The organism is Picosynechococcus sp. PCC 8807, from assembly GCF_001693295.1.
Lineage (GTDB): Bacteria > Cyanobacteriota > Cyanobacteriia > Cyanobacteriales > MRBY01 > MRBY01.
In genome coordinates this window covers 139,716-165,618 of record NZ_CP016489.1, presented here as the reverse complement: position 1 = coordinate 165,618, position 25,903 = coordinate 139,716, and the positions used below count along the sequence as shown (strand labels likewise).

Annotated in this window: 26 protein-coding genes and 1 pseudogene; 14 read left to right on the top strand and 13 right to left on the bottom strand. The window is 47.9% G+C overall.

The window, feature by feature from the left end; all coding sequences use genetic code 11:
• Positions 1–91 precede the first annotated feature (91 nt).
• Positions 92–394: an HNH endonuclease gene (locus AWQ24_RS15805; RefSeq protein WP_012305642.1), complete on the bottom strand. Its 303-nt coding sequence runs from the start codon at positions 392–394 to the stop codon at positions 92–94.
• 160 nt (positions 395–554) lie between these two features.
• Between AWQ24_RS15805 and AWQ24_RS15800 the strand changes: the two genes are divergently transcribed.
• Positions 555–1,547 carry a 2-hydroxyacid dehydrogenase gene (locus AWQ24_RS15800; RefSeq protein WP_065717588.1) on the top strand — a complete coding sequence of 331 codons (993 nt, stop codon included), beginning with the start codon at positions 555–557 and terminating at the stop codon, positions 1,545–1,547.
• A gap of 19 nt (positions 1,548–1,566) precedes the next feature.
• Here the strand turns inward: AWQ24_RS15800 and AWQ24_RS15795 are convergent, their stop codons facing one another.
• From AWQ24_RS15795 to AWQ24_RS15785, 3 genes are all read right to left on the bottom strand, one after another.
• A complete protein-coding gene (locus AWQ24_RS15795; protein WP_232318931.1) occupies positions 1,567–2,250 on the bottom strand; it encodes a TVP38/TMEM64 family protein in 684 nt (227 codons plus the stop codon).
• Between the two features lie 207 nt (positions 2,251–2,457).
• Positions 2,458–2,853 (bottom strand): hypothetical protein, encoded by a 396-nt coding sequence (locus AWQ24_RS15790; RefSeq protein ID WP_030008005.1) that lies wholly within the window; start codon positions 2,851–2,853, stop codon positions 2,458–2,460.
• 53 nt (positions 2,854–2,906) lie between these two features.
• Positions 2,907–3,182, bottom strand: coding sequence for a hypothetical protein (locus tag AWQ24_RS15785; RefSeq protein ID WP_065717587.1), 276 nt, complete (start codon positions 3,180–3,182; stop codon positions 2,907–2,909).
• Positions 3,183–3,422: 240 nt separating this feature from the next.
• Between AWQ24_RS15785 and AWQ24_RS15780 the strand changes: the two genes are divergently transcribed.
• The 9 genes and pseudogenes from AWQ24_RS15780 (at position 3,423) to AWQ24_RS15740 (ending at position 14,045) form a co-directional block, all read left to right on the top strand.
• Positions 3,423–4,028: a cupin gene (locus tag AWQ24_RS15780; RefSeq protein ID WP_065717586.1), complete on the top strand. Its 606-nt coding sequence runs from the start codon at positions 3,423–3,425 to the stop codon at positions 4,026–4,028.
• A 21-nt stretch (positions 4,029–4,049) separates the two neighbouring features.
• On the top strand, positions 4,050–5,558 hold the full coding sequence (locus tag AWQ24_RS15775; protein ID WP_232318924.1) for a cell wall metabolism sensor histidine kinase WalK: 1,509 nt from the start codon (positions 4,050–4,052) through the stop codon (positions 5,556–5,558).
• 105 nt (positions 5,559–5,663) lie between these two features.
• The gene (locus AWQ24_RS15770) at positions 5,664–6,335 is read left to right on the top strand and encodes a response regulator transcription factor (RefSeq protein ID WP_065717585.1); all 672 of its coding nucleotides are present in this window, start codon (positions 5,664–5,666) and stop codon (positions 6,333–6,335) included.
• 419 nt (positions 6,336–6,754) lie between these two features.
• Positions 6,755–7,561, top strand: a pseudogene (locus AWQ24_RS16135) (IS5 family transposase).
• 159 nt (positions 7,562–7,720) lie between these two features.
• Complete coding sequence (locus AWQ24_RS15760; protein ID WP_065717584.1) at positions 7,721–8,605, top strand: hypothetical protein; 885 nt, start codon at positions 7,721–7,723, stop codon at positions 8,603–8,605.
• Between the two features lie 128 nt (positions 8,606–8,733).
• Entirely contained in the window at positions 8,734–9,228 is a 495-nt protein-coding gene (locus AWQ24_RS15755; protein WP_065717583.1) for a DUF427 domain-containing protein, read from the top strand.
• Between the two features lie 49 nt (positions 9,229–9,277).
• Positions 9,278–10,570 (top strand): ergothioneine biosynthesis protein EgtB, encoded by a 1,293-nt coding sequence (gene egtB, locus AWQ24_RS15750; RefSeq protein WP_232318923.1) that lies wholly within the window; start codon positions 9,278–9,280, stop codon positions 10,568–10,570.
• A gap of 46 nt (positions 10,571–10,616) precedes the next feature.
• A complete protein-coding gene (egtD, locus tag AWQ24_RS15745; RefSeq protein WP_065717581.1) occupies positions 10,617–11,585 on the top strand; it encodes an L-histidine N(alpha)-methyltransferase in 969 nt (322 codons plus the stop codon).
• Positions 11,586–11,948: 363 nt separating this feature from the next.
• Positions 11,949–14,045, top strand: coding sequence for a diguanylate cyclase domain-containing protein (locus AWQ24_RS15740; RefSeq protein WP_065717580.1), 2,097 nt, complete (start codon positions 11,949–11,951; stop codon positions 14,043–14,045).
• Positions 14,046–14,062: 17 nt separating this feature from the next.
• On the opposite strand, the gene AWQ24_RS15735 is transcribed toward AWQ24_RS15740, so the two are convergent.
• From AWQ24_RS15735 to atpD, 9 genes are all read right to left on the bottom strand, one after another.
• Positions 14,063–14,986: a F0F1 ATP synthase subunit gamma gene (locus tag AWQ24_RS15735; protein WP_065717579.1), complete on the bottom strand. Its 924-nt coding sequence runs from the start codon at positions 14,984–14,986 to the stop codon at positions 14,063–14,065.
• A 3-nt stretch (positions 14,987–14,989) separates the two neighbouring features.
• Positions 14,990–16,528, bottom strand: coding sequence for an alternate F1F0 ATPase, F1 subunit alpha (locus AWQ24_RS15730; protein ID WP_157096903.1), 1,539 nt, complete (start codon positions 16,526–16,528; stop codon positions 14,990–14,992).
• 30 nt (positions 16,529–16,558) lie between these two features.
• Entirely contained in the window at positions 16,559–17,311 is a 753-nt protein-coding gene (locus tag AWQ24_RS15725) for a F0F1 ATP synthase subunit B (RefSeq protein ID WP_012305627.1), read from the bottom strand.
• Positions 17,312–17,313: 2 nt separating this feature from the next.
• On the bottom strand, positions 17,314–17,589 hold the full coding sequence (locus tag AWQ24_RS15720) for a F0F1 ATP synthase subunit C (protein ID WP_012305626.1): 276 nt from the start codon (positions 17,587–17,589) through the stop codon (positions 17,314–17,316).
• The gene (locus tag AWQ24_RS15715; protein WP_012305625.1) at positions 17,586–18,287 is read right to left on the bottom strand and encodes a F0F1 ATP synthase subunit A; all 702 of its coding nucleotides are present in this window, start codon (positions 18,285–18,287) and stop codon (positions 17,586–17,588) included. Before AWQ24_RS15715 ends, AWQ24_RS15720 begins: the two co-directional genes overlap by 4 nt.
• A 7-nt stretch (positions 18,288–18,294) precedes the next feature.
• Positions 18,295–18,606 (bottom strand): ATP synthase subunit I, encoded by a 312-nt coding sequence (locus AWQ24_RS15710; RefSeq protein WP_012305624.1) that lies wholly within the window; start codon positions 18,604–18,606, stop codon positions 18,295–18,297.
• Between the two features lie 116 nt (positions 18,607–18,722).
• The gene (locus AWQ24_RS15705; RefSeq protein WP_012305623.1) at positions 18,723–19,022 is read right to left on the bottom strand and encodes an AtpZ/AtpI family protein; all 300 of its coding nucleotides are present in this window, start codon (positions 19,020–19,022) and stop codon (positions 18,723–18,725) included.
• Entirely contained in the window at positions 19,019–19,420 is a 402-nt protein-coding gene (locus tag AWQ24_RS15700; protein WP_232318922.1) for a F0F1 ATP synthase subunit epsilon, read from the bottom strand. Before AWQ24_RS15700 ends, AWQ24_RS15705 begins: the two co-directional genes overlap by 4 nt.
• A complete protein-coding gene (atpD, locus tag AWQ24_RS15695; protein ID WP_065717578.1) occupies positions 19,417–20,814 on the bottom strand; it encodes a F0F1 ATP synthase subunit beta in 1,398 nt (465 codons plus the stop codon). Before atpD ends, AWQ24_RS15700 begins: the two co-directional genes overlap by 4 nt.
• A gap of 255 nt (positions 20,815–21,069) precedes the next feature.
• On the opposite strand from atpD, the gene AWQ24_RS15685 reads away from it, so the two are divergent.
• The 4 genes from AWQ24_RS15685 (at position 21,070) to AWQ24_RS15670 (ending at position 25,836) form a co-directional block, all read left to right on the top strand.
• The gene (locus AWQ24_RS15685; RefSeq protein WP_065717577.1) at positions 21,070–21,987 is read left to right on the top strand and encodes a phosphate/phosphite/phosphonate ABC transporter substrate-binding protein; all 918 of its coding nucleotides are present in this window, start codon (positions 21,070–21,072) and stop codon (positions 21,985–21,987) included.
• Entirely contained in the window at positions 21,987–22,823 is an 837-nt protein-coding gene (gene phnE / locus AWQ24_RS15680; RefSeq protein ID WP_062437066.1) for a phosphonate ABC transporter, permease protein PhnE, read from the top strand. The genes AWQ24_RS15685 and phnE overlap by 1 nt, the downstream gene beginning before the upstream one ends.
• Positions 22,824–23,081: 258 nt before the next feature.
• Positions 23,082–23,813: a phosphonate ABC transporter ATP-binding protein gene (phnC, locus tag AWQ24_RS15675; protein WP_065717576.1), complete on the top strand. Its 732-nt coding sequence runs from the start codon at positions 23,082–23,084 to the stop codon at positions 23,811–23,813.
• A 793-nt stretch (positions 23,814–24,606) separates the two neighbouring features.
• A complete protein-coding gene (locus tag AWQ24_RS15670; RefSeq protein WP_065717575.1) occupies positions 24,607–25,836 on the top strand; it encodes a hypothetical protein in 1,230 nt (409 codons plus the stop codon).
• Positions 25,837–25,903: the final 67 nt, after the last annotated feature.

Here is a 25,903-nt window from a genome sequence, read left to right as displayed (position 1 = left end):
AGACATTTCCCACAGACCACATCAAATTACAGCAATTGATCTAGCTGAAAGTTTAACCCACTTCCCCCCAGACCCAGAAGACCAGAAGCACCTAAGCTTCCCCGAACAAACTCAACTGACCAAGGGGGAGGGAGCCATAACGGCGTTGGTGTTGGCGTAAATGACAGGCCGAGCAAAGGGCGATGAGATTTTCCCGACGATTGTCTTCGGGGATGTAATTTTTGTGGTGAACGCTTAAGGTTAAAACAGCCCGCAGGTGACGATCAATGCCTTTGACCTTCACATCCGACGGAATACAAACCAAGCCACAGAGTTCACAGCGCCAGTCTGCATCCTCTTTTACTTGTAAGGCGATCGCCTGCCAATCATCAGAATATCGAGAAGAATGTTTCATCTAAACCTAGCGCCGCAAGATAATCCTGAAATCGCTACAGTATTAAAAAATTCTGGCCAACATCACAGCCAATACCGTCTGTTTTGTGACCTATTTCGTGATTCTAACCCTAATTATTAAGAAATCACCAAAAAAACCATCTCCATTACCCCAAAGCACCATGAAAATCGCCTTCTTTAGCAGCAAACCCTACGATCAAGTCTCCTTTAACAACACCAACCAACGTTTTCACCACGAATTGGTCTTCCTCGAACCACGCCTCACCCCCGATACCGTTAGCCTCGCCGCTGGTTTTCCGGCCATTTGTGCATTTATCAACGACGACCTAGGAGAAGCTGTCCTCAAACAACTCGCCCACAACGGCACTCAATATATTGCCCTACGCTGTGCCGGGTTTAACAATATCAACCTTGAGGTCGCCCGCAAATTAGGCTTGAGCGTTGTTCGGGTGCCTGCCTACTCCCCCTATGCCGTGGCCGAACATGCCGTGGGACTGATTTTGATGCTCAACCGCAAACTCTATCGCGCCTACAACCGTGTCCGGGACGATAACTTTGCCCTTAATGGCCTCCTGGGTTTCGATCTCCACGGTAAAACAGTCGGGATTATTGGCACCGGAAAAATTGGCGAATGCTTTGCCAAAATTATGCAAGGGTTTGGCTGTCGTTTACTGGCCCACGATCCCCAAGAAAATTCTGTCTGTTTAGATTTGGGTGTCCAATACACAGATTTACCAGATTTGCTCACCCAAGCCGATGTGATTTCCCTCCACTGTCCCTTAGTACCCGACACCTATCACTTGATTAATGCCACCTCCCTCGCCCAGATCAAACCCGGTGCCATGCTGATTAATACCAGTCGGGGGGGGTTAATTGATACCAGGGCCGTTATCGAGGCACTGAAAACAGGTCAGTTGGGTTATTTTGGCACCGATGTCTACGAAGAAGAAGAAAATCTCTTTTTTGAAGATCTATCGGATACGGTGATTCAAGATGATACGTTTCAGTTATTACAATCTTTTCCGAATGTAGTGATCACTGCCCACCAAGCCTTCTTCACCCAGGAAGCCTTGGGAAATATTGCAACGACGACCTTAGATAATTTACAGGCACTGGAGAAAGGCAAAGCTTGCACGAATCAGTTATGTCCCTAGAAACTGCACCAAGAATAGCTCACTTTAAATCAGTCACGGTTTTGTTTAGGGCCTGTCTGGCGATTTTGGTGACATAGACAGTCACAGCAACAGTAGCCACAAAACCAAGAATCCGGATCGACCACTGGACAATGGGGTTAGCACTGGTGCTTTCTGTGCCGAGGGTCGCAAGATTTCCGGCCAGGGAGCCAATGTAGACATACATGATGGTGCCAGGAATCATCCCCACAGAGCCGAGGACATAGTCTTTTAGGGAAACACCCGTGACCCCATAGGCATAGTTAAGGAGATTAAAGGGAAATACAGGCGAGAGGCGCGTGAGGAGAACAATCTTCAGGCCTTCCTTGCCCACAGCTTCGTCGATGGCGCGAAATTTCGGGTTGTCGGCGATTTTTTGGCTCACCCATTGGCGGGCCAGATAACGACCCACTAGGAAAGCAGCGATCGCCCCTAGGGTTGCGCCAACAAAGACGTAAATTGATCCTAAAGCGACACCAAAAACAACCCCGGCTCCCAAGGTCAGAATCGACCCCGGCAGAAAGACCACCGTCGCCACCACATAAAGCACCATGAAGGCGATCGCCCCTAGGGCACCCAGACTATCGATCCATTGCAAGCCCTGGAGTAACCAAGCCTGGGGATCAAATCCTGTGCCAAAAAGCCCCTGGACAAAAGTTGATGTTGAACTGGCCGCCGTTGCCATGCCCGCGAAAAATGTTGAGAGTGCAACCACTTCTAAAAGCATACTTACCCCGAATGCACCCAAGGCTAAACCCGTAAAGCTTTTCCAACAAGGTAATTTTTTTGGTTGCCGTTGATGCCTAATTTTTTGATTGGTGTCACCCTTTAAGTTAGCAGGTTTCATCAAATTCCCCTCAAGTTAATCATTCTTTTTATCCGGCGATCGCCTCTAATCCACCGTCCAGAGGGTGTCTGCATCCCGCAACAAAAACAGCGTGCAACAAGCAGCCAGCATCGGTAAGGCCGCAAAGAAGAGGAGGTTATTGAAAGGATCAAGATATTGCCGAAAGGAAGCAAAAGTTGACCCGGCATGGAGCAGCAACACCAAAAAATAACAACGATTTTTTTGGAACCCCGTCACGAAACCCAACACAATGGCCAGTTGCACAATACCGATGAGAAAAATCACCCCGTTGCTGAGGCCAGAAATCAGATAAAAATTCTCGAAAACGGCCCTGGCATGGTCTGGGTTAAAAAATTTATCCAACGTCCAGACAAACATCACAATAAAAATACTGAGCCGTAAGAGCAATAACGACAACGCAAGACGCGGCACCTGTTTCATAATTTTTTTCACAAGTTCATAATGTTTTCAGCAGCGATCGCCAGCAAATGTTTTTATTCCGCTTCATTGGCTTTCGCGGCACAGGGATTTGCCTTAGAAGCGCAAGGATTTTCTTTTGCCGCACAAGGATTGGTTTTAGAAGCACAGGGGTTTTCCTTAGCGGCGCAGGGATTTGCCTTTGAGGCACAGGGATCGGTTGTTTCTGTTTTACTCGCACAGGGATTTTTAAACAGTCCAGCGCAAGGGTTTTTGACACCGGAACAGCCGGCGATCGCCCCTAGACTCAACAGAGAGATTGATACGAGGGTGGCAGCATAGCGAATTTTCATGGTCATTCTCCTGAAATTAATTAGATTGCTGAGTTAAAACCAAAGCTTTGCCGTGGTTCTTGAGCTTGATTAAATCGGCTAAACATGAGGCGCAGATGAGGGGAAACTAGAGAAAACTTAAAAATATTGAGCAATACAATATCGAGCAATCTTCAGGAAAAATTCAGACTGCCATCAGCGATCGCTCAGGCAAAAATGTCATTGTAGAAAAACAAGCCGTCCCATCTTTTGCATGAATTTATGGCTCCACAAACTTGGTTTATTGATCGCGGCGGCACCCAGGAGCCTTGGCCAGCCACTGAGTCCCCGACATCGAAAACACAACCCTATCGGCTTTACCGTTTCCTGACAGATTTGGAAGATCTGCTAAACCGTGAGCCAGGCGATCGCCAACGTTTACAGGCCCTATATCCTTTAGTGCAGCGTTTGTTGCAGAGTTCAGAATGGCTGCAACTGATCCCCATTGCGCCAGATCCAAAAACAGGTTGGGCTGTGGAAATTTTGTATGATGAACCGGATTTTCCACTCACAGTGCAGCTTGTGGCCTGGGAACCCCAGCGGGTCTCGCCGATCCATAACCATGGATGTTGGGGCTTGGTCGCTCTATTGCAAGGCCAAGAGAAAAATCAATTTTGGCGGCGATCGCCTGGAGATTCTAGCCAGTTGGTCGAGACCGGGAGCTTAGTATTAAATCCTGGGGATTTGGTTTGTTTAATGCCAGACGCAATCCATCGGGTGAAAGCATTGGGCACGACGCCAACCATTAGCTTTAATGTGTATGGGGAGACCGACTATGACCAGCGCTTTGAATTTGATCTCGACCAGGGCAGAGCAACAAATTTTTAATCTTTTTTCCGGTAGTAAGCGATGGGGCTAAAAAAACTAAAAAAGGCGATCGCCAAACGCTTGAAATTAGACCATTGGCATTTTTCGACGAGTTCCCTGCAATTTCGCCTCACCTTTGAGCTGGCTGGTTTATCGATCTGTGGCCTCGGCATCGTTGCCATTTGGGCGGGCTGGCAGATGGAGCAAAACCTCGTGGCGGCCCACAAACAAACCCTAGATTACATTGCCTCGCGGTTTCCGGAGCAGTTGGAACTGTATAGCGAAATGGAACCCGTAGAAACCAGTCTGGTACGCACTCTCCAGCGGGTGACGACTGCTGATGTTATGGCTTGGGTGAAAGATCCTGACGGTCAACTGGTGACCCAATCAACGGCGACGGCTGATTTTGTCGCCCAAGTGCCCGACATTATGAGCTTCGATCAAGGGGAAATGCCCCCCCAAATTGTGCGTGTGGGCGATCGCCAAATTGTCCTTTGTATTAGTCCCCTAGCGATCGCGGGGGAACCCGTAGGCCAACTGTATTTATCCCAGGACATCACCGCCGATCTGCAAAAACTCTATATCAGTTTGTGGCGGCTGCGCCTGGTCAGTGGAGCAACGCTTATTTTATTAATCGCCGCGATCATACACCGCATTCAAAAAGTCACCCAACCCCTCGCCCAAATGAGTAACATGGCCCAGGCGATTTCTGCGGATGACCTCCAAGGGGCAAAGTTAGAACTCCAGCAAGCGCCCGATGAAATTTTAGGTTTGGCCCAGGTATTTAACGAAATGTTGTCCCGGTTATCGAGTGCCTGGGACAACCAACGGCAGTTTGTCGGCAATGTTTCCCACGAACTCCGCACTCCCCTGACAATTATCGAAGGTTATCTCCAGAGTCTCCTGCGTCGCGGCGATGGCCTCAGTGAATATCAACAACAGGCGATCGCCACCGCTGCCACCGAAACAACTCACACCATTCAAATGCTCCAAGATTTGTTGGATTTGGCCAGGGCCGACGGGGGCCATTTACATTTCCGCACCCAGCCCGTCATGCTCAATACATTTCTCGAAGAAGTCAGCGCCATGGGTCAACAGATCAACCAACGCCCCATTCACCTCAAAACGCCCCCAGAAGATGTCGTGATTCGCGCCGATCAAGACCGACTGCAACAGGTGATGTTAAATCTAATTGATAATGCCCTAAAGTATTCTGCCCCTGACCAGGCCATTGAAATTTGCCTCGAAACCGCTTCACCAATGGCCCTAATCCACATCGTTGATCAGGGTATTGGCATTGCCTTAGCCCACCAAGCTCGCATTTTTGAACGATTTTATCGGGTGGATGAAACCATGACCCGCTCCCGGGATGGCACAGGGTTAGGTTTGGCGATCGCCAAAAGTCTCATCGAAGGCATGGGTGGCAAAATTAGCCTTCGTTCCCAGCCCCACCAAGGCAGTTGCTTTACCCTAAAGCTTCCCCTGTGGGATATTCAGTCCGTCTCCACAAGCCACAACTCCGAGCAGGATGGACTACGCCGCCATGGTTAAACCCCAAGCATTTCTCCTTTACAAAGACGTTGATCATTGAGTTTTCTGCAAATATGCACCACCACATCTTTATTAATTTTCCTTACCAACGACCACCCACTGACCATGAAACCCCATATTTTGCTGGCCGAAGATGACCAAAACCTCGCTCAATTCGTTGCCTCCGAATTACGCCTAGAAGGTTATTTGATCACCGTTGCCCACAATGGCATCGATAGTCTAAATTTAATCCGAGAAAATACTTATGACCTATTGATTTTCGATTGGCTCATGCCGGGCTTGTCGGGGCTAGATTTATGTCTACGACTCCGCTCTAGTGGCATCGAAACGCCGATTCTTCTGTTGACCGCAAAGGATGAAATTTCTGATCGGGTCTCTGGGTTAAACGCCGGGGCCGATGATTATGTCACAAAGCCCTTTAGCATTGAAGAACTACTGGCCCGTGTCAATGCCCATCTCCGCCGCGCTCGCCGGGAAATCGTTGACCAATTAGAATTTGAGGATCTTTCTCTCAATGGCATTACCCGCGAAGTTTACCGCGATCGCCAACTGATCCAGCTCACCGCCAAGGAATTTGATTTGTTAGAGTTACTCCTGCGCCACCCACGGCAAGTCTTAACCCGCGAGCAGATCCTCGAAAAAGTTTGGGGCTATGACTTTATGGGAGAATCCAACGTGATCGAAGTCTACATTCGGGCTTTACGACTGAAGCTCGAAGCAACCAATCCGAAGCGATTGATCCATACGGTACGCAGTGTGGGCTATGTCTTAAAATAAATTTCAAAGCAATTTTGAGCACATGAAACTAAAGTGCAATAAAGCTTATTTAGTTGTCACTATTTTTCTCACTAAAATAGTTTTTATTTAGACAAAATTTTAGTGGACTTAAACCGTAAATTATCACAAATTTTTCTTGATTTTATTCTGATTATTTCACAATTGCCAAGGGGAATCAATAGATTTAATTTACATCTAACAAGATATTCAAAAAAGGTTTAATAATGGCTTTTACCGCAACCATCTCAACCCAAAGATAAACTATTCAGGCAGTAAATCTAGTAAAAGTTGTGTAGTCACCATCATAACCAGAGACTTTCTAAGAGGGTATTTATAAAGTAAAGATAAAAAAGATGAAAATTGGAAAAGATAGAGGCTAGATTGGTTGGTAACTGAGCGTTGTGGTGAGGCTTTGACCCATGACAGATAAAGTCTATCCTAGCGACCTGAGCGATGCAGAATGGGCCTTAATCCAACCCTTGATTCCCCCCGCCAAACCCGGTGGTCATCCTCGGACTACTGACATGAGACGGGTTTGCAATGGTATCTTCTATCTCCTCAAAACAGGCTGTCAGTGGCAATATTTACCAAAGGATTTCCCGCCCTCCCCAACGGTGTACTACTACTATCGAAAATGGCAAAGGAAAGGGGTATGGGAAAGGGGTATGGGAAAGCATTAACCATGCTCTGCGCGGCCTATGTCGACAACAAGTAGGTAAATCAGTACAACCAAGTGTGTTAATCGTAGATGCTCAGTCGATAAAAACGACGGAAAAAAGGGGGAGGTATTTGGCTTCCATGGAGGCAAAAGAGTAAAGGGAAGATGCCGGGGCCTGTTGGTGGATAGCTTAGGTCTGGTCTATAAAGCCATGGTGGCAGAGGGGAATGCCTCAGAACGAACCTTAGCAAAGGCGGCGGTGATGGAGTTATTAGAAACACAGCCAAAGTTGTTAGAGAGAGTGAAATTAATGTGGGTCGACGCCGGATATCGTGGCGAGGTCTTTGGACTGGGGATTTGGCTGATGATACAGGCGACAGTAGAAGTAATCAAAAGAGAGGGGCGAGAATTTCAGATGCTACCAAAACGGTGGATTGTGGAGCGAACATTTGGGTGGTTGAATTGGTATCGTCGTCTGAGTAAGGAATATGAAAAATTCCCCGAAGTATCGGAGGCGGCAATTTATGCTTGCATGACTCGCTTAATGCTACGGCGATTGGTTACCTAAAGATTTACTTTATAGATAGGCTCTAAGGGTTTTCTTAGAATTAATTTTTGTTGAGGTAAGTCTCTCCTAATCTGAGAAACAAATAGATTAGAAAAAAGTTAAACTCTCTGGATTATGACGTTCAAAAAATTTGTTGCCACAACCCTAATAGCAAGCGGTATGCTGGTGTCCTTGAGCAGTTGCGGTACTAATGAAGACAGCAACACCGAGAATACGCCACAAGTTGAAACTTCAGAAGTCGAAGTGACAGAAGAAACAACAGCGATCGCCCCTGGCATGACTCCCTTCGATTTCCCGACAGTGGGCATCACAGCCGAAGCCGGAGATTATGTACTGACCCCCACAAACAGGATGTGGACAAATGCCATAACCTCAGAAAACCCGGCGAACGAAACCTACATTTACTATTCTGCACAGATGTCCGCACCAGGAGAAGTTGAATCAGATATTGACTCAACCTTTGACGGGATTGTCACAATGCCGAACGCGATGATTATCCCGATCCCAAAAGGGCAAACAACGCAAAAAGGCGACATCGTCCTGACTTGGTGGCAAACTGGCTCCGGGATGCAACGCGCAATCGTTGTGGATGATGCAAACCCCCAAGAACCCGTGGTTATGTATTTGGATTTGGCGTATGACAATCCGGCAACAGACCAAGACAGCGGTAAATCTATCGGTGCAACGGAATATCCACTTGCGCCTGATTCCTTCGTAAAGATTACCGACCCTTGGCAAGAAGGCAATATGATTGCGGCCAATGATGGCGAAAGATGGAATTCTGTGCAAATTGTCAAAGTTGCGGGCGAAAAAGTCTTGACCCTGGGTTTTGCGGGCAGAATGAAGGTTTATGACAAAGCAGATTGTAAACCAGTGCCGCTCGTCCCAGATGTAGAGGCAGGGGATACAGTGCAAGCGGTTTTTGGGGCTTCATTTGGCGAATACACCGTGGCAAGGGTGGACAGAGAAATCGGTCGTGTCTTCGTAGAACAGTCTGGCTCCGAGAAGGCAATTCCCTATGGACAAGTGACCCCAAGCTTATAGTGGCGCATTGAAATTTTAGACAGCATCTCTCGGAAAACCTCTCAGACTTGAATTTCCAGGCCAAAACAGCACACACTAGAAGGCGATCGCCTTTGGCGGAATAATTCTTCGAGAGGAAAGATGTTTTCATGCGCCCAATTCCAATTCAGCCTGAACCCCACCAAGAGTCTGTCTGGGACTATCCCCGTCCCGCCCGCCTAGAAGACACGGCGAAACATCTCATCGTTATCTGTAATCAGATCACCATTGCTGAGACCACTGGGGGAAAACGGGTGCTCGAAACCAGCCATCCACCAAGCTATTATTTTCCCGCCGCCGCCGTCCAATGCCAGTACCTCGTGCCCAACCGCCAACGGGGAATCTGTGAATGGAAAGGTCGCTACGAATACTACGATGTGGTGGTGGGCGATCGCCGTCTTGAAGCTACTGCCTGGCGCTTTTTTCAACCGACCCCGGCCTTCCAAGACATTGAAAATTTCTACGGCTTTAGTGCCAAGGGGATGGATGCCTGCTACGTTAATGGAGAAAAAGTCACCCCCCAAGCGGGTAATTTTTATGGCGGTTGGATTACCGCTGATATTGTCGGCCCCTTTAAAGGAGAAGTGGGCACATGGGGTTGGTAAACGCCTCTTCTAAAATTACTTTTACTTTACCCGCATGATCACATCGCCCATGTTTGCTTCACTCCTTGAAAACTATCAAAAAACGCGATCGCTCACCCTTAAACTGGCCGAGCCCCTCGCCCCAGAAGATCAGGGTGTTCAGCCTGTGCCCTACGTGAGCCCCCCTAAATGGCACCTCGCCCATACCACTTGGTTCTTTGAAACTTTTGTCCTCCAAAAAAACCTTAAAGATTACCAAGCTCATCATCCCCAATATGCCTATCTTTTCAATAGTTACTATGAACAGGCTGGAGAAAGATGGGGGCGATCGCAACGGGGTTTTTTATCACGGCCAACGGTCGCTGAAATTATCGAATACCGTCATGCGGTCGATCAATCTCTCGAAACATTATTACTAGATATCGAAGCATTTGATTTATCTGAACAGGAAGAAATTTACGAAACAATTACCCTCGGTATCCACCACGAACAGCAACACCAAGAACTATTGTTATACGACTTAAAATATATTCTCGGTCATAATCCCTTGTTTCCGGCCTATGTAACCAAATCTCCTTTGGAGACCCAACAAAGACCCCATAAACTAACATCAACCCCACCACAACATTATTTAGAAATTCCCGAAGGTATCTATAAAATTGGCCATCAAGGTGACTCATTTTATTTTGATAATGAACGGGGCAGACACCAAGTTTTTTTACATCAGTACCGCATCCTCGACCGTCTAATTACTTGCGGTGAATACCGAGAATTCATCGAGTCTGGCGGCTATCAAAATTCCCAATATTGGCTCATGGAAGGTTGGGAATGGATCCAGACAGAAAACCTCACAGCTCCCCTATATTGGCACTTGGATCAAAGCCCAGAGCAGCAAGGTTGGTGCCACTACACATTGCATGGTTATGAAGCCCTCGATTGGGACGCTCCCGTCACCCACATTAGTTTCTACGAAGCGGATGCCTTTGCCCGGTGGGCCGGAAAACGTCTACCCACTGAATTTGAGTGGGAAGTGGCTTGCAATTTATCCGAACCTGAGATTCCTCAAACTGCTAATTTTTTGAATTCCCAGCAACTGCATCCCCAACCACGAACACAACACAGTCAACAATTTTATGGGGATGTTTGGGAATGGACCAGTAGTCCCTATTGCCCCTATCCATACTATGAAATTCCGGCGGGTGCCCTAGGGGAATATAACGGTAAATTTATGGTGAATCAGATGGTACTCCGGGGTGGTTCCTGTGCGACCTTAAGGGAACATATCCGGCCCACATACCGTAACTTTTTTCACCCACAAATGCGTTGGCAATTTTCCGGTTTACGCCTTGCGGAATATTCTTGAGTCCAGGAAATCTTGCCATCTTTTATTTTTACTAATTCACAATGCTATGCTCAGCCAAAATTTAACCCTTAATTCCTTTGCTTTAGATGTCCACCGGGGCTTATCTCACTATCCTAAAAGTTTACCTTGTAAATATTTTTATGATGCCCAAGGTGATGCTTTATTTCAGCAAATTATGACCTTAGATGAATATTATTTAACCCGTTGTGAGCGGGAAATTTTTTTAACCCAAAAGCAACATATCCTAGACTTATTTTATGGCGATCGCCAACCGTTTACCCTGGTAGAATTAGGTGCTGGGGATGGTTCAAAAACCAAGATTTTACTTGATTACTTTCTAAGTCAAGCTGTTGATTTTATCTATGCCCCCGTCGATATTTCTGAAAATATTCTGACTTATTTAACAGAGACCATTCAGGCTGATTTACCCAATCTAACCATCGCCCCAATTCAAGGAGATTATTTTCATACCGATTTTCTGGATCATGATTTAAGTCGGCGCAAGATTTTATTATTCTTAGGTTCAACCATTGGTAATCTTTCAGACCAAGAAACCGCTGATTTTCTGCAAAATATTACCCGCAATCTTGATCCAGGCGACTTGATCATGTTTGGTTTTGACCTGATGAAAGATCCCCAAATTATCCTCAAAGCCTACGACGATAGCCAGGGAGTGACCCGTGCTTTTAACCTCAATTTACTCGAACGAATTAATCGAGAACTAGAGGGTGATTTTCAACTGGATCATTTTCAACATTGCCCCATTTATCATCCCCTCACCGGCGAGGCACAAAGTTATCTCGTTAGTACCTGTACCCAAACCGTTACTCTCAATAAACTGTCCCAGAGTTATATTTTTGAGGCATGGGAGGCGATTCACATGGAAACCTCCCGGAAATATTCCCACAAGCAGATTAAGGAACTGGCAGAGCAGCATCACTTTCGGGTACTACATACTTTTTCAGATCAACAAAAATATTATGTAAATTCCGTTTGGCAGAAATTAGCAGATTAATTTAGTTATGCAAAATCTAAGATTTTTTATACTTCTCATGGGACAAAATTTACTGAGATTTTTTTACATTGATTATCAATTGAGAAGACATTTTTAATGATAATCATTTCCACGACATTATTGGAAACTTAGTTCACTACGGTGATTTCCGCAGAAATTCTTCAGGGAATTTTAAGACTAGGTCTTTTGGCGATCGCCTCGATATTTTTCTAGCAACAATCAATCCGATGCAGGCCAGAGCAAACAGAAAAATAAACACTTAGCTATCCAGTAAGCCATATAATTAATGTCTGTTAGCGTTGCTTTCGTTTTGGCATTGATTTTAAAAGTTCCATTCCACGGCACAGGGAGACCTTTTTCAGGGTGAAGGCTCGAACAAAATTATTATGGCGCAGTGTTGCTCTGACATTAGCCTATGCAGGGATCGGCCTCAGCACAAGTTATCTCGCCCAGGGTTTAAGTCTATCTTTTCCCTTCTGGCCTGCGGCGGGCTTGGCGATCGCCATTGTTTTGGCCCATGGATACCGTTACCTACCGGCGATCGCCCTGGGGTCTGTACTGGTCGATGGGGTTTTAAGCGATTGGCATCTGCCTCTAGCGCTGACTTTAGCGGCTGGATCGACTTTGCAAATAGCCCTCGCAGCTTGGTGTGGCCGTCGCATCTCTGGGGTTACTCCCGCCCTGCGTCATCCCAAAGAAATTTTGCCTTTCTTGATTGTGATGGGGCCAGTTTGTAGTCTCTTAGGCAGTAGTGTGGGGGCCTACGCTCAATATTTTTTTGGGGAAATCACCGCTAGCCAAATTCCTTTTTCTGCCTTTACCTGGTGGGCTGGCGATGTTTTGGGGATCATTGTGTTTACCCCAGCAACTTTGATGTTTCTCCCCACGATGCAGTATCAGTGGCAGGGACGTCGCACAAAGGTACTTTTTCCGTCTCTCCTGTTGATGATTATGGCGGCGATCGCCTACGACCAAATTTACGCCTTTGAAACACAACGGATTCGCCTAGAGTTACAAGAATGTGCCCAAAATATGGCACACCAATTCGAGAAAAATCTAACCCGCCACACCGAAGCCCTCCAAGGTGTTGAAAGTTTTATCCTCTCTAGCGAAACCGTTACAGCCAGCGAATTTCGCACCTTTACCCGCCACAGTTTAGAGAACTTGCCTGGTTTATCTGCCCTCTCTTGGAATCCATTTGTCCTTGATACAGAACGCCAAGCCTTCGAGACCCAGCAACGGCTCGATCCCTTGATACCAGACGATTTTCAAATTACCGAACGGCTCCCCAATGGCGAACTAATTCCGGCTCAAAAACGGCCTTCCTACGTGGTCGTGCAGTTTATCGAACCCTTTAATGAAAAACATCGAATCGTCCAAGGCTTTGATATTCAATCGGATCCCCAACGGGCAGCGGCAGTTATCAACAGCATGGAAACCGACCAAGCCTATGCCACAGAACCCCTGACCTTGCTCCAAGACACCAATGGACAACGGAGTATCCTCGTGCTGCTACCGGTCAATTCACAAGGAGAATCGGTGCGAGGATTTGCGGTGGGTGTTTACCGCTTGGACAATCTCTTGGCGGAAGTTTTTTCAGTCGGCACCTGCGCCCAGCAACAAAATTTACGGGTGGCCTTGCTCTACACTACGGAATCGGGTCAGACCCTTAATCTTGACCAGTTAGATCCACCCAATCCAACGGCGCACCGCAAAGCGGATCTCGGAGAGATCGCCGCCACCGAAACCGAGCCCATTACTGTACCCATTCGTTACTGGGGGCGCACCTGGCAACTCCAAATTCAGCCCACCGAAGCTTTAATTTGGGCCAAAAAATCCTATACACCTCAGTTGGTCTTAACCATTGCCCTTATTTTGTTATTGTTCAACGAATCTTTCCTATTATTGGTCACCGCCGAAGAATTGGCCGAGCGTCGCCAAGCAGTCATCAATAGCTACCAGGCCAGCCATGATCCGTTAACGGATTTGTTAAATCGGCGGGCCTTTTTTGCCACCTTAGAACAAGCCCGGAGTGAAGCAAATTCTGGTTTAGCCAGCCATGTATTGCTGTTTTGCGACCTGGATCATTTCAAGCCCGTCAATGACACCGTCGGTCACAATGCTGGCGATGTCCTCCTGCGGGATATTGCCCATTTACTTGCCCAACAGGTCCGCGCTGAAGACCAAGTTGCCCGGGTGGGAGGCGATGAATTTGCCCTGTTATTGCGGAATTGCACCCTAGAAAATAGTCTTTCCATTGCAGAGGCAATAGTCAGCATTCTCAAAAACTATACGTTTACTTGGCAACAAGAAATCTTTCAGATCACAATCAGCATTGGTTTAATTTTGCTCACGTCAGAATCGGCTCCTTTGCCTTCCGTGGATGATTTGATGGCCCAGGCGGATCAGGCTTGTTACCGCGCCAAACGCAGTGGACGTAATCAAGTTTGTGTGGGTTAGATGTTTGGGTGTTGTTACTAACGGGTACGGTTGGGGTTGAGGGCTTCAAACCCAGAAACGATGTCTAAGAGTTCTTCGGTAATGGAATTTTGTCGTTGCTGACGATAGTTGGCCTGGAGATCACCCAGTCGCTCTTCGATATTTTTTTCGGCAGCTTGCATGGATGCAAGGCGAGCAGCATTTTCACTGGCGAGGGATTCTACGGCGGCACGGTACAGGCTTAAGAAAAAGTATTGGCGGACAACACCGGCAAAAGTAGGTGCCCAGGGGCCATTGAGGAGGGGAAAGGCGGTGGATTGCCAGGGGCGATCGCCCATTTCCCGGAGCCATTGACGGTCTAGGGGTAATAGTTGTCGGGTGACGGGCTGGTAAAGGGTTTTGGATTGGGATTGATGATAGATCAAGAGAATCTGGCGAACGGGTGATGTTTCGGCCTCGAAATACCATTGATCAATCAAGCCTAGGAGGTTTTGGATCAGGCGGGGCGTTCCTGCGAGGGAATTGGGCAGTCGGAAGGTTGTGTGGTGGGGGTGGTCTAAGGACTGTAAATAGGGCAAAAGGCGATCGCCAACGGTAGCCAAAACATAATCAGCAGTTGTCAGATGCCGTTGTTGGCAAGCTCGCAGAGCATAGGTAGCAAGCTGTTCGTTAAATTGACCACACAGACCATGGTCAGAGCCAAACAAAATCAACCCCACTTTTCCCTGTTGAGCATTGCTAACCAAGGGCAACGGCTGATCAAGATCGGTTTCTGCAAAACGCCGATGCTGGAGCAGGGCTTGAAAACCTAGGTCGAGGCTGTGGTTGTAATCTTGGAGAGCCGTGCAGGCCTGTTCATATTGCCGAATGCTAACCATAGCCAAGGCTTTCATGGTGCGGACAACGGCCCGGAGATCTTCAATACTGTTGATGGTGTTGCGCAGGGATTCGAGGGTGTGCATTGCTTAGGTTTTGATGGCGGCTTGGAGGGTTTCCAAAAGGAGGGTTTGATCGGCTTCGGTGAGGGGATGGGAATATTGAATGCGTTCCACAAGGTCGGGTAATTCTTGGGCGATCGCCTGGGCTAATTTTTGTTCCACCGTTGAGATTTCTTCTAGGGCCACATGGTCTAATAAACCTTGGGTGACGGCGATCAAAATGGCAATTTGGGCTGCCGCCGTCAGGGGTTGACTTTGATTTTGTTTGAGCACCTCCCGGATGCGTTTCCCCCGTTGGAGGGTTTGTTTAGTTTGTTCATCCAGTTGCGTCCCAAACCGGGCAAATACTTCGACCTCTTGGAATTGGGCATAGGCGAGGCGCAACGCTCCAGAAACAGCTTGGTAGGCGGCTAGTTGGGTTTTCCCGCCGACCCGGGACACGGATTTACCCACATCCACCGCTGGGAAAATACTCTTTTGGAACAGCTCTGGTGAGAGATAAATTTGGCCGTCGGTAATGGAAATTAAATTGGTTGGGATATAGGCCGAAAGATTTTGGGCTTGGGTTTCGATAATCGGCAAAGCGGTCAGGGAGCCGCCCCCCAAAGCTTCTGCCAGATGGGTTGCCCGTTCCAAAAGCCGCGAATGGAGGTAAAAAATGTCCCCAGGATAGGCCTCGCGCCCCGGTGGTCGTCGCAGCAAGAGGGAGAGTTCACGGTAGGTGCGGGCGTGGTGGGTCAGGTCATCGTAAACGATCAACACATCGCGCCCCTGTTCCATAAAATATTCCGCCATCGTCGTCGCGCCATAAGGGGTAATGTATTGCAGTCCAAGGGGATCCTGGCCCGCCGCCACAATCACGATGGTGTAATCCATGGCCCCCTGTTCCCGGAGGGTCGCAATCACCTTGGCGATCGCCGCTGACCGTTGACCGATGGCACAGTAGAGACAAATCACATCCTGGTCTTTTTGGTTGAGGATCGTATCGATGGCGATGGTGGTTTTTCCTGTCTGGCGATCGCCAATGATCAGTTCCCGCTGTCCCCGACCAATGGGAATCAGGGCATCTACCACTTTCAGCCCTGTCTGCAAAGGCACCGTTACCGGGGCGCGGTCCAAAATTGCGGCGGCCTCCCGTTCGACGGGTTTCCATTCCACCGCTTTGAGGGCACCCCGACCATCCAAAGGCTCTCCCAGGACGGTCAACACCCGCCCTAGTAGCATTTCTCCCACGGGCACATCCATCACCCTTTCGGTGCGGTAGACCTCATCCCCTGCCTGGAGGGCGTGGCTATCTCCTAGCAAAATTACGCCCACTTCATCGGGATCGAGGTTAAAGGCAATCCCCAGCAGCGGTTCACCCCCAGCACTGGAGCGCGAAAAATAAACCAATTCATCGGCTTGGACGTTGGGCAACCCCTTCACTCTGGCGATGCCGGGCCGGACAGATTCCACAACCCCCGTTTCCCGGAATGTCAGTTGGGCCGGAAAGGTTGCCAGGGTTTGCTGAATTTGCTGTAAGGCTTCTGTGTAAGTGCCTTGGAGAGATTGGGCCAGGGGTTCCATGGTGAGCAGTGGGTCAAAAAATTCAGGGTATTAACGAGTGGCGATCGCCAGGGTTTGTTCGAGTTGATCGAGATAGGGATCAAGACCCCAAACGATTTCTTGGCCAGCCAGTTTCAGTTCAATGCCACAGCCCAACTCCGGCACCGTGACAAAATGAATAGGCGTTCCGTCAAGCTCTAAAGTAGTAGCAAGACTTTGTTTGATTTGCGCTTGGTGGGTCACATCCAGGGGGAACGCTGTCCGGATAAAGACAGCTTCTGGTGGGGTTTCTAAATGATTGATCTGTTGCCGTTGGGCCGGAGAAAGGTGTTGCAGTTGTTCACAAAAACGCGCCACCACCTGTTGTTCGAGAGTGGCATTCGCCAAATCCCGGAGGGCTTGCCGGGCGATCGCCACCACCTGTTGGCTGACCTGTTGCCGGAGCGTATGGAAAAAAGCCCTCTGTTCCTGGTGCAGATCCGCTTCCCAAGCTTCCCGTTGCGCTTGGATATCCTCACGCAGGGTTAGTAATTGCCGTTGTCGCTCCTCATCTGCTGCTGCCCGCGCTGCCGCCAAAAATGAAGCCCGTTGCGCTTGGAGTGACTGTTGTTCTTGATGATATTGTTCTAGGGCTTGGTGGGCCTGGGCTTGGAGATCCGTGGCCGTTTGCCATTGTTCGGCGAGTTGGGCCTGACGCTTGGCCATCACCTGCAAAATGGGCTTGTACAAAAACCAGCGCAACAACCCCAGCAAAATGACAAAGTTGAGGATTTGGGCAAACACCGTAAACCAGTCAATTAACACCGTTAACCCCCCTGGTTGAGAAAATAGTTCCAGAATGGATTGACAAACAGCAAAATCATCGACACCACCAAGCAATAAATCGCCGTTGATTCCACCATCGCGAGGCCCACAAATAGAGTGCGGGTAATCATATTGGCCTTGTCAGGTTGTTGGGCGATCGCCCCCAAAGCCCTGGCTACGGCCATGCCTTCCCCTAGGGCCGGGCCAATGGAACCAATGGCAATGGTAATACCAGCGGTCACCATCGCCACCGAGCCGATTAATGCGAGATCACTCATGAATTTTCCTCCATCGAAATACTTTGTTTTTTCTCCTGCACCGTCGCGGCAGAAGCAATGTAAACCAAGGCTAAAATCGCAAACACATAGGCTTGAATGACCCCAAATACAAGTCCCAATAAATTCATCGCCACAGGTACAAATAACGGGACAAGGGCTAATAAAATTGCCGCCAAAAGGTTTCCACTCATAATATTGCCAAAAAGACGCACGGCCAGGGCTAAAGTTCGGGAAAATTCACCAATGATTTGAAAGGGCAACATAATCGGCGTCGGCTGGAGATAACTTTTGAGATACCCTAAAATTCCCCGCTGACGGATTCCGTAGATCGGCACCGCAATAAATACGGCGATCGCCAAAGCAGTGGTGGTTGAAAGGGAGCCAGTGGGAGCTTGATAACCGGGAACTACAGTTAATAAGTTAGCCGTTAAAATGAATAAAAATAAAGTACCCACAAAAGCAAGATAGGGTTCCGGTTCCTGTTGGGTGACTTCTGCAATGTGTTGATAAATGCCATCAACAACTATTTCTAAAAAATTTTGCCAAGGGGGTAGTTTGGGACGCACCACTAATTTTTTCGTTACCCAAGCTGCTCCTATTACTAATAGGGCCATGGTGAGCCATGTGTAAACTAAAGTGGCATTAATTACCACAAACTGATATTGATAGAAAATGATGTTATCCGGTGTAATTTGCATCCTACATTTATTCCTCCAGCAACAGTTCCGATAATGAAGTTTGTGGCCGCCAACGATTGATTAAAATCGTTCGTGCTAACAAAAAACCCGCGAGAGCAATTAGTACTCGTTCCCAATGGCCACCAATCATAAAATATAAGGCTGTCATAGCAAGGATTAAGCGCACCACACCGCTGGTAATTATTAGTAATACTGGATGTTGAGAACGAGTTAATTGTTTAACGGTAAACCACAGTGCCGTGAAGTAAAATAATCCCAACCCAAAGCCGAGGGGAAAAACAAATAAATTAGGTGTTACTTTTTCTAAAAATAAATTCATTGTGATTTTAATTGAGTTTTTAAATTCGTTTTTTAATCGGGTTTAGATTAGCGATTGGATTAGGCGATCGCCTTTGATATTTTTATCTTTTGCATGAACAGTTAAATAATTCGACCTCATCGATTTTGCTCCCGTTGAATCCATAACCATGCATTCCAGCAGCCGAGAATAATCCCCAGAAATAAGCCCGTTAATGTCCAGGAATAGGGACTCGGAAAGCGGCGGTCGAGCCAAATCCCCAGAAAGATCCCCAGTAGGGTCGGCCCCATCACCGACCAACCCACCATCCCAAAGACCCCAAATCCTAACCACAAACTGCGATCGCCTTCCCGTTTGGCCTGGAGTTTTTGTTGGGATTTTTGCTGGATCTGCCGTTCAAAATCTTCCCGGTGGCGATCGCCTTCTGGTGTGGTCATAAAGCACCTCCCAAATCGATAAAGTCCCGCACAATGCTACTTTCTAGGCGCGTCAACATACTCCGTGCCCGTTCTTCTTGTTCATCTAACTGGGTAAATTGCGCTTGCACTGCTTGCTGTAAATCATCAAGATTATCTCCTCGCACCGCATTGCGCACCGACACCCAAACGGCAGCCCCCTGTTTCACTAAAATGCCTTCATCAATGGCCAGACAATGTTCTTCTCCCGTGATGCTCTCAAAGATCAAGAGACCCGCTGGCAAAACCGCCACATAATCCCCATGGTTGGGCAATAGACAAAAACCGCCCCCATCACCTTCTGCCGTCACTTTTCGTACTGGCTGATCCACCAGCAATTCTGTCAAACACAGTACCTTGAGATCCATCTGGGCAATCATAGCCGCTGCACCTCCCCAATGGCACCGATCATATAAAGAGCGCTTTCGGGCACATCGGCAAATTCATCGTTTAAAATTCGCTCACAACCCGTTAAAGCCGCCTCTAAACTGACCACCCGTCCTGTTTTGTTGGTGAACTGTTCCGTTGAGAAAAAAGGCTGGGTGAGAAATCGCTCTAACCGACGGGCACGGTACACAATGGCGCGATCGCCCGCTGCGAGTTCCGCCATCCCCAACATCGCAATCATGTCCTTGAGTTCTTCGTAGGTGGCGAGGGTCTGACGCACCGCCAAGGCAATTTCGTAGTGACGCCGACCGGCGATCGCGGGCATCAACATTTTGGAACTCGAACGCAGGGGATCGACGGCTGGATAAAACCCCTCACTGGCCCGCTTGCGCGATAACACAATGGATGCCGATAAATGGCCAAAGGTATGTACGGCAGCCGGATCGGTAAAATCATCAGCGGGCACATACACCGCCTGCACCGAGGTGATCGCCCCATTTTTTGTGCTGGTAATCCGTTCTTCGAGGGCGGCTAATTCCGTCGCTAAAGTAGGTTGGTAGCCCACCCGCGAGGGCAGCTCTCCCATTAGACCCGAAACCTCCTGGCCAGCTTGAATAAAGCGGAAAATATTGTCAATCAAGAGCAACACATCCTGGCGGGCTTCATCCCGGAAATATTCGGCGATAGTCAAGGCAGCATGGCCTACCCGAAACCTGGCTCCCGGTGGTTCATTCATCTGGCCAAACAGTAACACCGTCTGGTCTAGTACCCCCGTCGCCTGCATTTCCCGATAGAGTTCCTCAGCTTCTCGGTTCCGTTCACCGATACCGCAAAATAGACTAATCCCCTGGTGCTGACTGACCATGTTGTGGATCATCTCGGTAATTAAGACCGTTTTGCCGACCCCTGCCCCCCCGAAGAGGCCTGCTTTTCCACCCCGTTCGATGGGGGCGAGGACATCAATTACTTTGATCCCTGTTTCCAGGATTTCTGCTTGGGTTGATTGTTGGACGAGGGGAATAGCGGCTTGGTGAATTGAGCGATGCTTAACTGCAGTTAGGGGTTTGCCTTGATCGATCGCCTCACCAAAGACATTAAACATACGTCCGAGTAAGGCGCGGCCCACGGGCATTTTGAGGGGATGGCCGGTATCCGTCACGGTGGCTCCCCGGGCGAGGCCGGAGGTGGGGGTCAGGGCAATGCCCCGGACAAGGGTGGCGTTTAGGTGGGCGACGACTTCGATAATGATTTGACCTTTTTCTCCGGCATTGAGTTGATGGAGATAGCTAGGTAGCCGTTGGGGAAAACACACATCAACGACACTGCCGCGCACGGAAACCACTTTCCCAATGTTTGTGGTTGTTGGCGGCTGGTGGGTCGATGGCATGGGGAGCGATAAATTAAAGCGATCGCCTTTTGGGAGGCTTTTTATCACTCTAGCGAAGATCCCTAGGGCCGCCACAAATGTGGAGAATTGCAAACATCAGATCATGCTTCAGAACGTCATAAATCAGGGAAATCAACAAATTTTTAAGGTATTTTTCATTTTTCTCAAATCATTTTCGCTATGCTGAACGTAGCTGGGTCTAAATCAAGGTTTAGGCTTTGTTGATCAAATTTTGATGGAAGCATAATCAGGCAAATGCAACGGATCAGAAAGTGGAAAAATATCTTGATCGGGACTGTGGGTGTCCTGTTAGTGGGCTGTGCCTCGGCCAATAACCAGTCTGATCCTGGGCCAGAAAGTACAACGACCCTCGATAGCATTTCCTTTGGTGTTGGCCCCTATTTCCCAACGCCCAACGAGAACCGCCAACAATTCGAGCCTTTCTTTGATGCCCTCGCCGCTGAACTGGATCTCCCCGGAGATGTCACCGTTACCGAAGATTGGATTGGCATTTCTGAAGCGTTACGTTCTGGCACCTTAGATGTGGCTTGGTTGGGGCCTTGGGGTTACGTTTTGGCGCACCATAATGATCCTTCCCTAGAGGCGATCGCCACCGTAAAATACCAGGACGAACCGGTTTACTACAGCGTTTTGATTGCCCGCGCCGATGCCCCCTTTGACACCCTCGAAGAGGCGATCGCCCTCAGTCAGCAGGGTGAAAAACTGAAACTTAGCTTGGCCGATGTCGGTTCCACATCTGGTTGGTTAATTCCCCAGGCAGAATTTAAACGCCGTAACCTCGACCCCGAAGCCGTGTTTGACTATAGCGAAGGAGCGAGCCATGCCGCCCAGGTGATTGGTGTGAGCACGGGCCAGATCGACATTGCTTCCGATTACAACCGTAATCTCGATGTGATGATTGCTGAAGGACGCATTCAGGCTGACGAGATTAAAATCATTTGGCAGTCTGAACCTTTACCCAACGATCCCATTGTGGTGCGGGGCAATTTTCCAGAAGCCTACAAAAAACAACTCCAACAAAAATTAGTCAATCTCACTCCCGCCGAGGCCGCCGCCCTTTTACCAGAGAACTACACCGGTTTTGTCGCTTCCGATGGCAGCAACTATCAGCCCATCGAAGCAGCAGGTCTTGCCCTAGAGGTATTGAAATAGTGACCCTCTTGCAGCAACCCGCCAAAGCAAGCGATTTCGCCCAAATCCTCCGACAGGAACGACGCCGCCGATATAGTTTGTGGCGATTACTCAGGTCTGGTTTTTGGGGAACCCTGGGGGTAGCGATCTTGATTATGGCCGTGCGCACCGCCGAGATTGATCCCCAACAGTTTTGGCAGCGCTTACCAACGGTGGGTCAATGGCTGCAGCAATTATTTCCCCCGGATTTTTCGGAGTTGCCCAATTTTCTGGTGGCGATCTGGGAAACGTTGGCGATCGCCATTGTCGGCACAGGGGCGGCGATGCTGGTGGCCTTACCCCTCGCCCTGTGCGTGGCCCGCAATACAACCCCAAATCGCTGGTTAGCCACGGGTTTACGGAGTTTTTTAAATTTACTGCGGGGCATTGATACCGCGATCTTTGCTCTCTTTTTTGTGTCAATTGTCGGCCTTGGCCCCTTTGCTGGGGTGTTGGGGGTCGCCTGTCACACGGCAGGTTCCATGGCCAAACTCTACGGTGAAGTGCTCGAATCAATTCCCCCTGAACCCATCGAAGCTATTGAAGTCACCGGGAGCGATCGCCTGCGCACCTTTGCCTTTGCGGTATTTCCCGAAGCATTACCGGGTTTGGTAGGCATTAGTCTCTACCTCTGGGAGTTTAACGTGCGTTCCTCCGTAATCCTCGGCATTGTCGGGGCCGGCGGCATTGGCTACGAATTGCTGGTTAGCCTGAAGCTACTCGACTTTCCCCGCTTGGCCACAATTTTGATCTTGATTTTGATTATGGTGAGTTTAATTGATGCCTTGAGTGCCTATTTACGCCGTCGCTTACAGTAGTCTTTATGGCCTTACAAAGAAAGATTTTCGCTTAATTTGATGTAATTACTCTCAATTCACTAATTTTTTCCGTTTTATCATTTTATTTGAGGTATTTTCGCTGTTTTTTTTCGAATATCAATAGCCATGAACAAAATTTCGCCCTCATTACTCCGTCCGATGGTGCAGATCAAGGGCGATCGCCGCACTGAAAAATTCACTTTTACATTTACCTCACAACTAACGTTGGGTTAAAAAATTCATTTTCAAAAAAATTCTATGCTGCAGGTTCACCAACTCACAAAAGCCTATTCCCACGGTCAATTCAGCCTCCAGGACATTAGCTTTACCATCGAGCCCCATAGCTTTACTGTTCTCCTTGGCTCCAGTGGTGCGGGCAAAACAAGCCTGCTGCGCTGCTTGCCCCAGTTGGTGTCCCTTGATGCTGGCCAAGTTTATTTTCAAGGTCTCGATCTAACCACCGCATCACCCCGACAGTTACGCCAAGCCAGGCAAAAAATGGCGATGATTGCCCAACAATTTAACTTGGTGCGACGCCGCACGGCCCTCGAAAATTGCCTGGGCGGACGGTTACCAGAATTACCTCTCTGGCGATGTTTACTGGGGCGCTTTCCTGAAGCGATGCTCTGTGAAGCTTTAGCCGCCCTAGAACGAGTACAGCTCCTCGATGTTGCTTTTCAACGGGCTGACCAACTATCTGGGGGACAAAAACAACGGGTGGCGATCGCCCGCGCCCTGACCCAAAAAGCCCAACTGCTCCTGGCTGACGAACCCATTGCGAGCCTTGATCCAGAAACTGCGGCATTGGTGCTACAACTGCTGCGCTCCCTCTGTGACGAAAAACGCCTCACTGTGATTTGTAGCCTCCATCAGGTTCATCTCGCCAAACGCTACGGCGATCGCATTTTAGGGATGCGTGCGGGTCAGATTATTTTGGATGTGCCCGCCACGGCCTTTAACGACGAGATCGCCAACTCTATTTATCAATAAATCTTTAATTCTTCTAAACGAGTATTGATTATTCAATAATTTAGGACACATGGCGTCTTGCAAAGGAAAGTTATTTCGATTCAACACAATTTATATATCAATGTTTGATCTAGAAAATCAACGCTGAACATTTTATTCTAGTAATCCACGTAAGTAGTACAGTCTTTTTATTAATTTATCTTAATACTTCTCTGCGAAAATTTTATTTAACAAAAGCCACCTCACAAAAACTTAGTGGAATTGCAGGAAAACCCCTCGAACTATTTTTTTCATTAATCGAGGAAGATTATTCAAAGCATCTCAGAAAAAGTCATTTTTTTCATATTGTCTATTCTGGCCTATTTAATCTCTATCATTTATCGCTATTTCTAGGCACGTAATTTTGTGGAGAAATTTTAATTGCACCAACTCATAGTGTGTGATATGATTTTTAGAAATTTAGCTCTAGTAAATTTCTCTAATAAAATTAGCTTCAAATTTAGGGTAATTTTAAAGTGATAAATAAAAATCTATGCTAAAAAATAGGAGAAACAAACTCACTCTTAACCCGTAAAGATCTTGCGTTTTTACGACTTTGGATTTTTTCATGACAGGAAAGTTTTTTAAATTTAAATCGAGTCAATTTTTTTTCTGTATTTTGCTAGGCCTACTTTTAACATCTTGCACCAGGACAAGAAATCGTAGCCGTTCTAATCAGCTTGATTGCGTAAACAAGCCAGAAATTGCAGAAGTAACTTCAAGTAATCCTTTTGAAAATGTCAGCATAGACATTGGCATTGATGGGAGTGGTTCGATGGTTGGCTTTGTCAGTCGCTCTGGAACCCTATATACCCAAGCAATTGACTCCCTCAGTACCCTAATTGGTAATCGTAATATCGCAACAAGGTACTGGCGGATCGGTTCATCTTTAGAAACAGATACAACCCAGGCTCAGGCGATTACAACAGCACAATTTTTAGAAGCAAAATTTCCCCAATTTTATGATTGTAAAGTGACAGGCTCTGACTATCCCTGTGTGTCAAGCACTTTACATCAGATCTATGAGCTTGATGGATCTGCGGATTCTAATGAAGACCCAGTAGCCCAGACGGAAGACGCGGCAATAGATGAAGTAGTTGATTCAGAAAAAGTCGTCAAGATTTTGATTACTGATCTAGAGCCTAATCAATCGGCGATCGCCGAATTATCGAGTCGAGTGAGCCAGGAACTTCAAAAAAATCAAGACTACAAAGCCGTTCTCGTGGGAGTACGGAGCGAATTTAACGGTAATGTCTTCTCTGCTGAAACGGGGCAAGTGGTCATTGGTGATTACTCGACTAATGATACAAATGTCACGGAATCTGGACGCCCTTTTTATCTGGTGATGACGGGGCCAGAAAAAGCTTTAGACGAAATCATCAATAGTTTTAATAATTTACCTCTAGATGTGAGTGAAGCATTCCGGGTCACTTCCTTTGCGAGTTCAGATATAGACGTAATTACTTTAGATAAAACATCTGTACCAGATCCTGTCAATGAATGTACAATCCAGCGGGGTAATATTGGCCGTCAACGTCCGCCAAAAGAACAGGCAAACCAATGGCTTATCTTGGAGCAACGGGGTTGCCAGGAAGAAACGGAAACGGTGGTTGATATTTGGTCTGAGCCTTCTACGTCATTGTTGGGGGCTGCGATTCGTCCCGAACAATTAATCGCTTCTAATCCGATTTTGAATGTTGAAGCAGTAAATGTCCAAGGCGATCGCCTCAATGTCCAAACCCGCATTAATGCTGGTGAGGGGTCACGACGCGGAGAAACCGCTTATCTGACGCTTTCCCAACGGGATTTAGATGAGGCAGTCTGGGCAGATTGGAATTCCACAGCGGCTAACCCCAATGGTGCCAAAACCCAAAATCTCTTGCTTTTTGTCTATGGTCTGCGGGAAGCCGTTAAAGGAATGGCCCTCCAAAATACTGATCCGGATACTGGTACAGCGCAAGTCCTAAGCGATAATGCGGTGAAATTCTGTATCGGTATTAACTAACGTTTATGTCATCTCTTTTGTAAAAGGTACTTAAATTGTATGTCTGGAAAATCCTTAAAAAGCTGGT

Excerpts from the sequence above, each read along its gene's own strand:
- AWQ24_RS15805 (WP_012305642.1), bottom strand. The coding sequence starts at position 394 with ATGAAACATTCTTCTCGATATTCTGATGATTGGCAGGCGATCGCCTTA.
- AWQ24_RS15800 (WP_065717588.1), top strand. The coding sequence starts at position 555 with ATGAAAATCGCCTTCTTTAGCAGCAAACCCTACGATCAAGTCTCCTTT.
- AWQ24_RS15795 (WP_232318931.1), bottom strand. The coding sequence starts at position 2,250 with ATGGCAACGGCGGCCAGTTCAACATCAACTTTTGTCCAGGGGCTTTTT.
- AWQ24_RS15790 (WP_030008005.1), bottom strand. The coding sequence starts at position 2,853 with ATGAAACAGGTGCCGCGTCTTGCGTTGTCGTTATTGCTCTTACGGCTC.
- AWQ24_RS15785 (WP_065717587.1), bottom strand. The coding sequence starts at position 3,182 with ATGAAAATTCGCTATGCTGCCACCCTCGTATCAATCTCTCTGTTGAGT.
- AWQ24_RS15780 (WP_065717586.1), top strand. The coding sequence starts at position 3,423 with ATGGCTCCACAAACTTGGTTTATTGATCGCGGCGGCACCCAGGAGCCT.
- AWQ24_RS15775 (WP_232318924.1), top strand. The coding sequence starts at position 4,050 with ATGGGGCTAAAAAAACTAAAAAAGGCGATCGCCAAACGCTTGAAATTA.
- AWQ24_RS15770 (WP_065717585.1), top strand. The coding sequence starts at position 5,664 with ATGAAACCCCATATTTTGCTGGCCGAAGATGACCAAAACCTCGCTCAA.
- AWQ24_RS15760 (WP_065717584.1), top strand. The coding sequence starts at position 7,721 with ATGCTGGTGTCCTTGAGCAGTTGCGGTACTAATGAAGACAGCAACACC.
- AWQ24_RS15755 (WP_065717583.1), top strand. The coding sequence starts at position 8,734 with ATGCGCCCAATTCCAATTCAGCCTGAACCCCACCAAGAGTCTGTCTGG.
- egtB (WP_232318923.1), top strand. The coding sequence starts at position 9,278 with ATGTTTGCTTCACTCCTTGAAAACTATCAAAAAACGCGATCGCTCACC.
- egtD (WP_065717581.1), top strand. The coding sequence starts at position 10,617 with ATGCTCAGCCAAAATTTAACCCTTAATTCCTTTGCTTTAGATGTCCAC.
- AWQ24_RS15735 (WP_065717579.1), bottom strand. The coding sequence starts at position 14,986 with ATGCACACCCTCGAATCCCTGCGCAACACCATCAACAGTATTGAAGAT.
- AWQ24_RS15730 (WP_157096903.1), bottom strand. The coding sequence starts at position 16,528 with ATGGAACCCCTGGCCCAATCTCTCCAAGGCACTTACACAGAAGCCTTA.
- AWQ24_RS15720 (WP_012305626.1), bottom strand. The coding sequence starts at position 17,589 with ATGAGTGATCTCGCATTAATCGGCTCGGTGGCGATGGTGACCGCTGGT.
- AWQ24_RS15715 (WP_012305625.1), bottom strand. The coding sequence starts at position 18,287 with ATGCAAATTACACCGGATAACATCATTTTCTATCAATATCAGTTTGTG.
- AWQ24_RS15710 (WP_012305624.1), bottom strand. The coding sequence starts at position 18,606 with ATGAATTTATTTTTAGAAAAAGTAACACCTAATTTATTTGTTTTTCCC.
- AWQ24_RS15705 (WP_012305623.1), bottom strand. The coding sequence starts at position 19,022 with ATGACCACACCAGAAGGCGATCGCCACCGGGAAGATTTTGAACGGCAG.
- AWQ24_RS15700 (WP_232318922.1), bottom strand. The coding sequence starts at position 19,420 with ATGATTGCCCAGATGGATCTCAAGGTACTGTGTTTGACAGAATTGCTG.
- atpD (WP_065717578.1), bottom strand. The coding sequence starts at position 20,814 with ATGCCATCGACCCACCAGCCGCCAACAACCACAAACATTGGGAAAGTG.
- AWQ24_RS15685 (WP_065717577.1), top strand. The coding sequence starts at position 21,070 with ATGCAACGGATCAGAAAGTGGAAAAATATCTTGATCGGGACTGTGGGT.
- phnC (WP_065717576.1), top strand. The coding sequence starts at position 23,082 with ATGCTGCAGGTTCACCAACTCACAAAAGCCTATTCCCACGGTCAATTC.
- AWQ24_RS15670 (WP_065717575.1), top strand. The coding sequence starts at position 24,607 with ATGGTTGGCTTTGTCAGTCGCTCTGGAACCCTATATACCCAAGCAATT.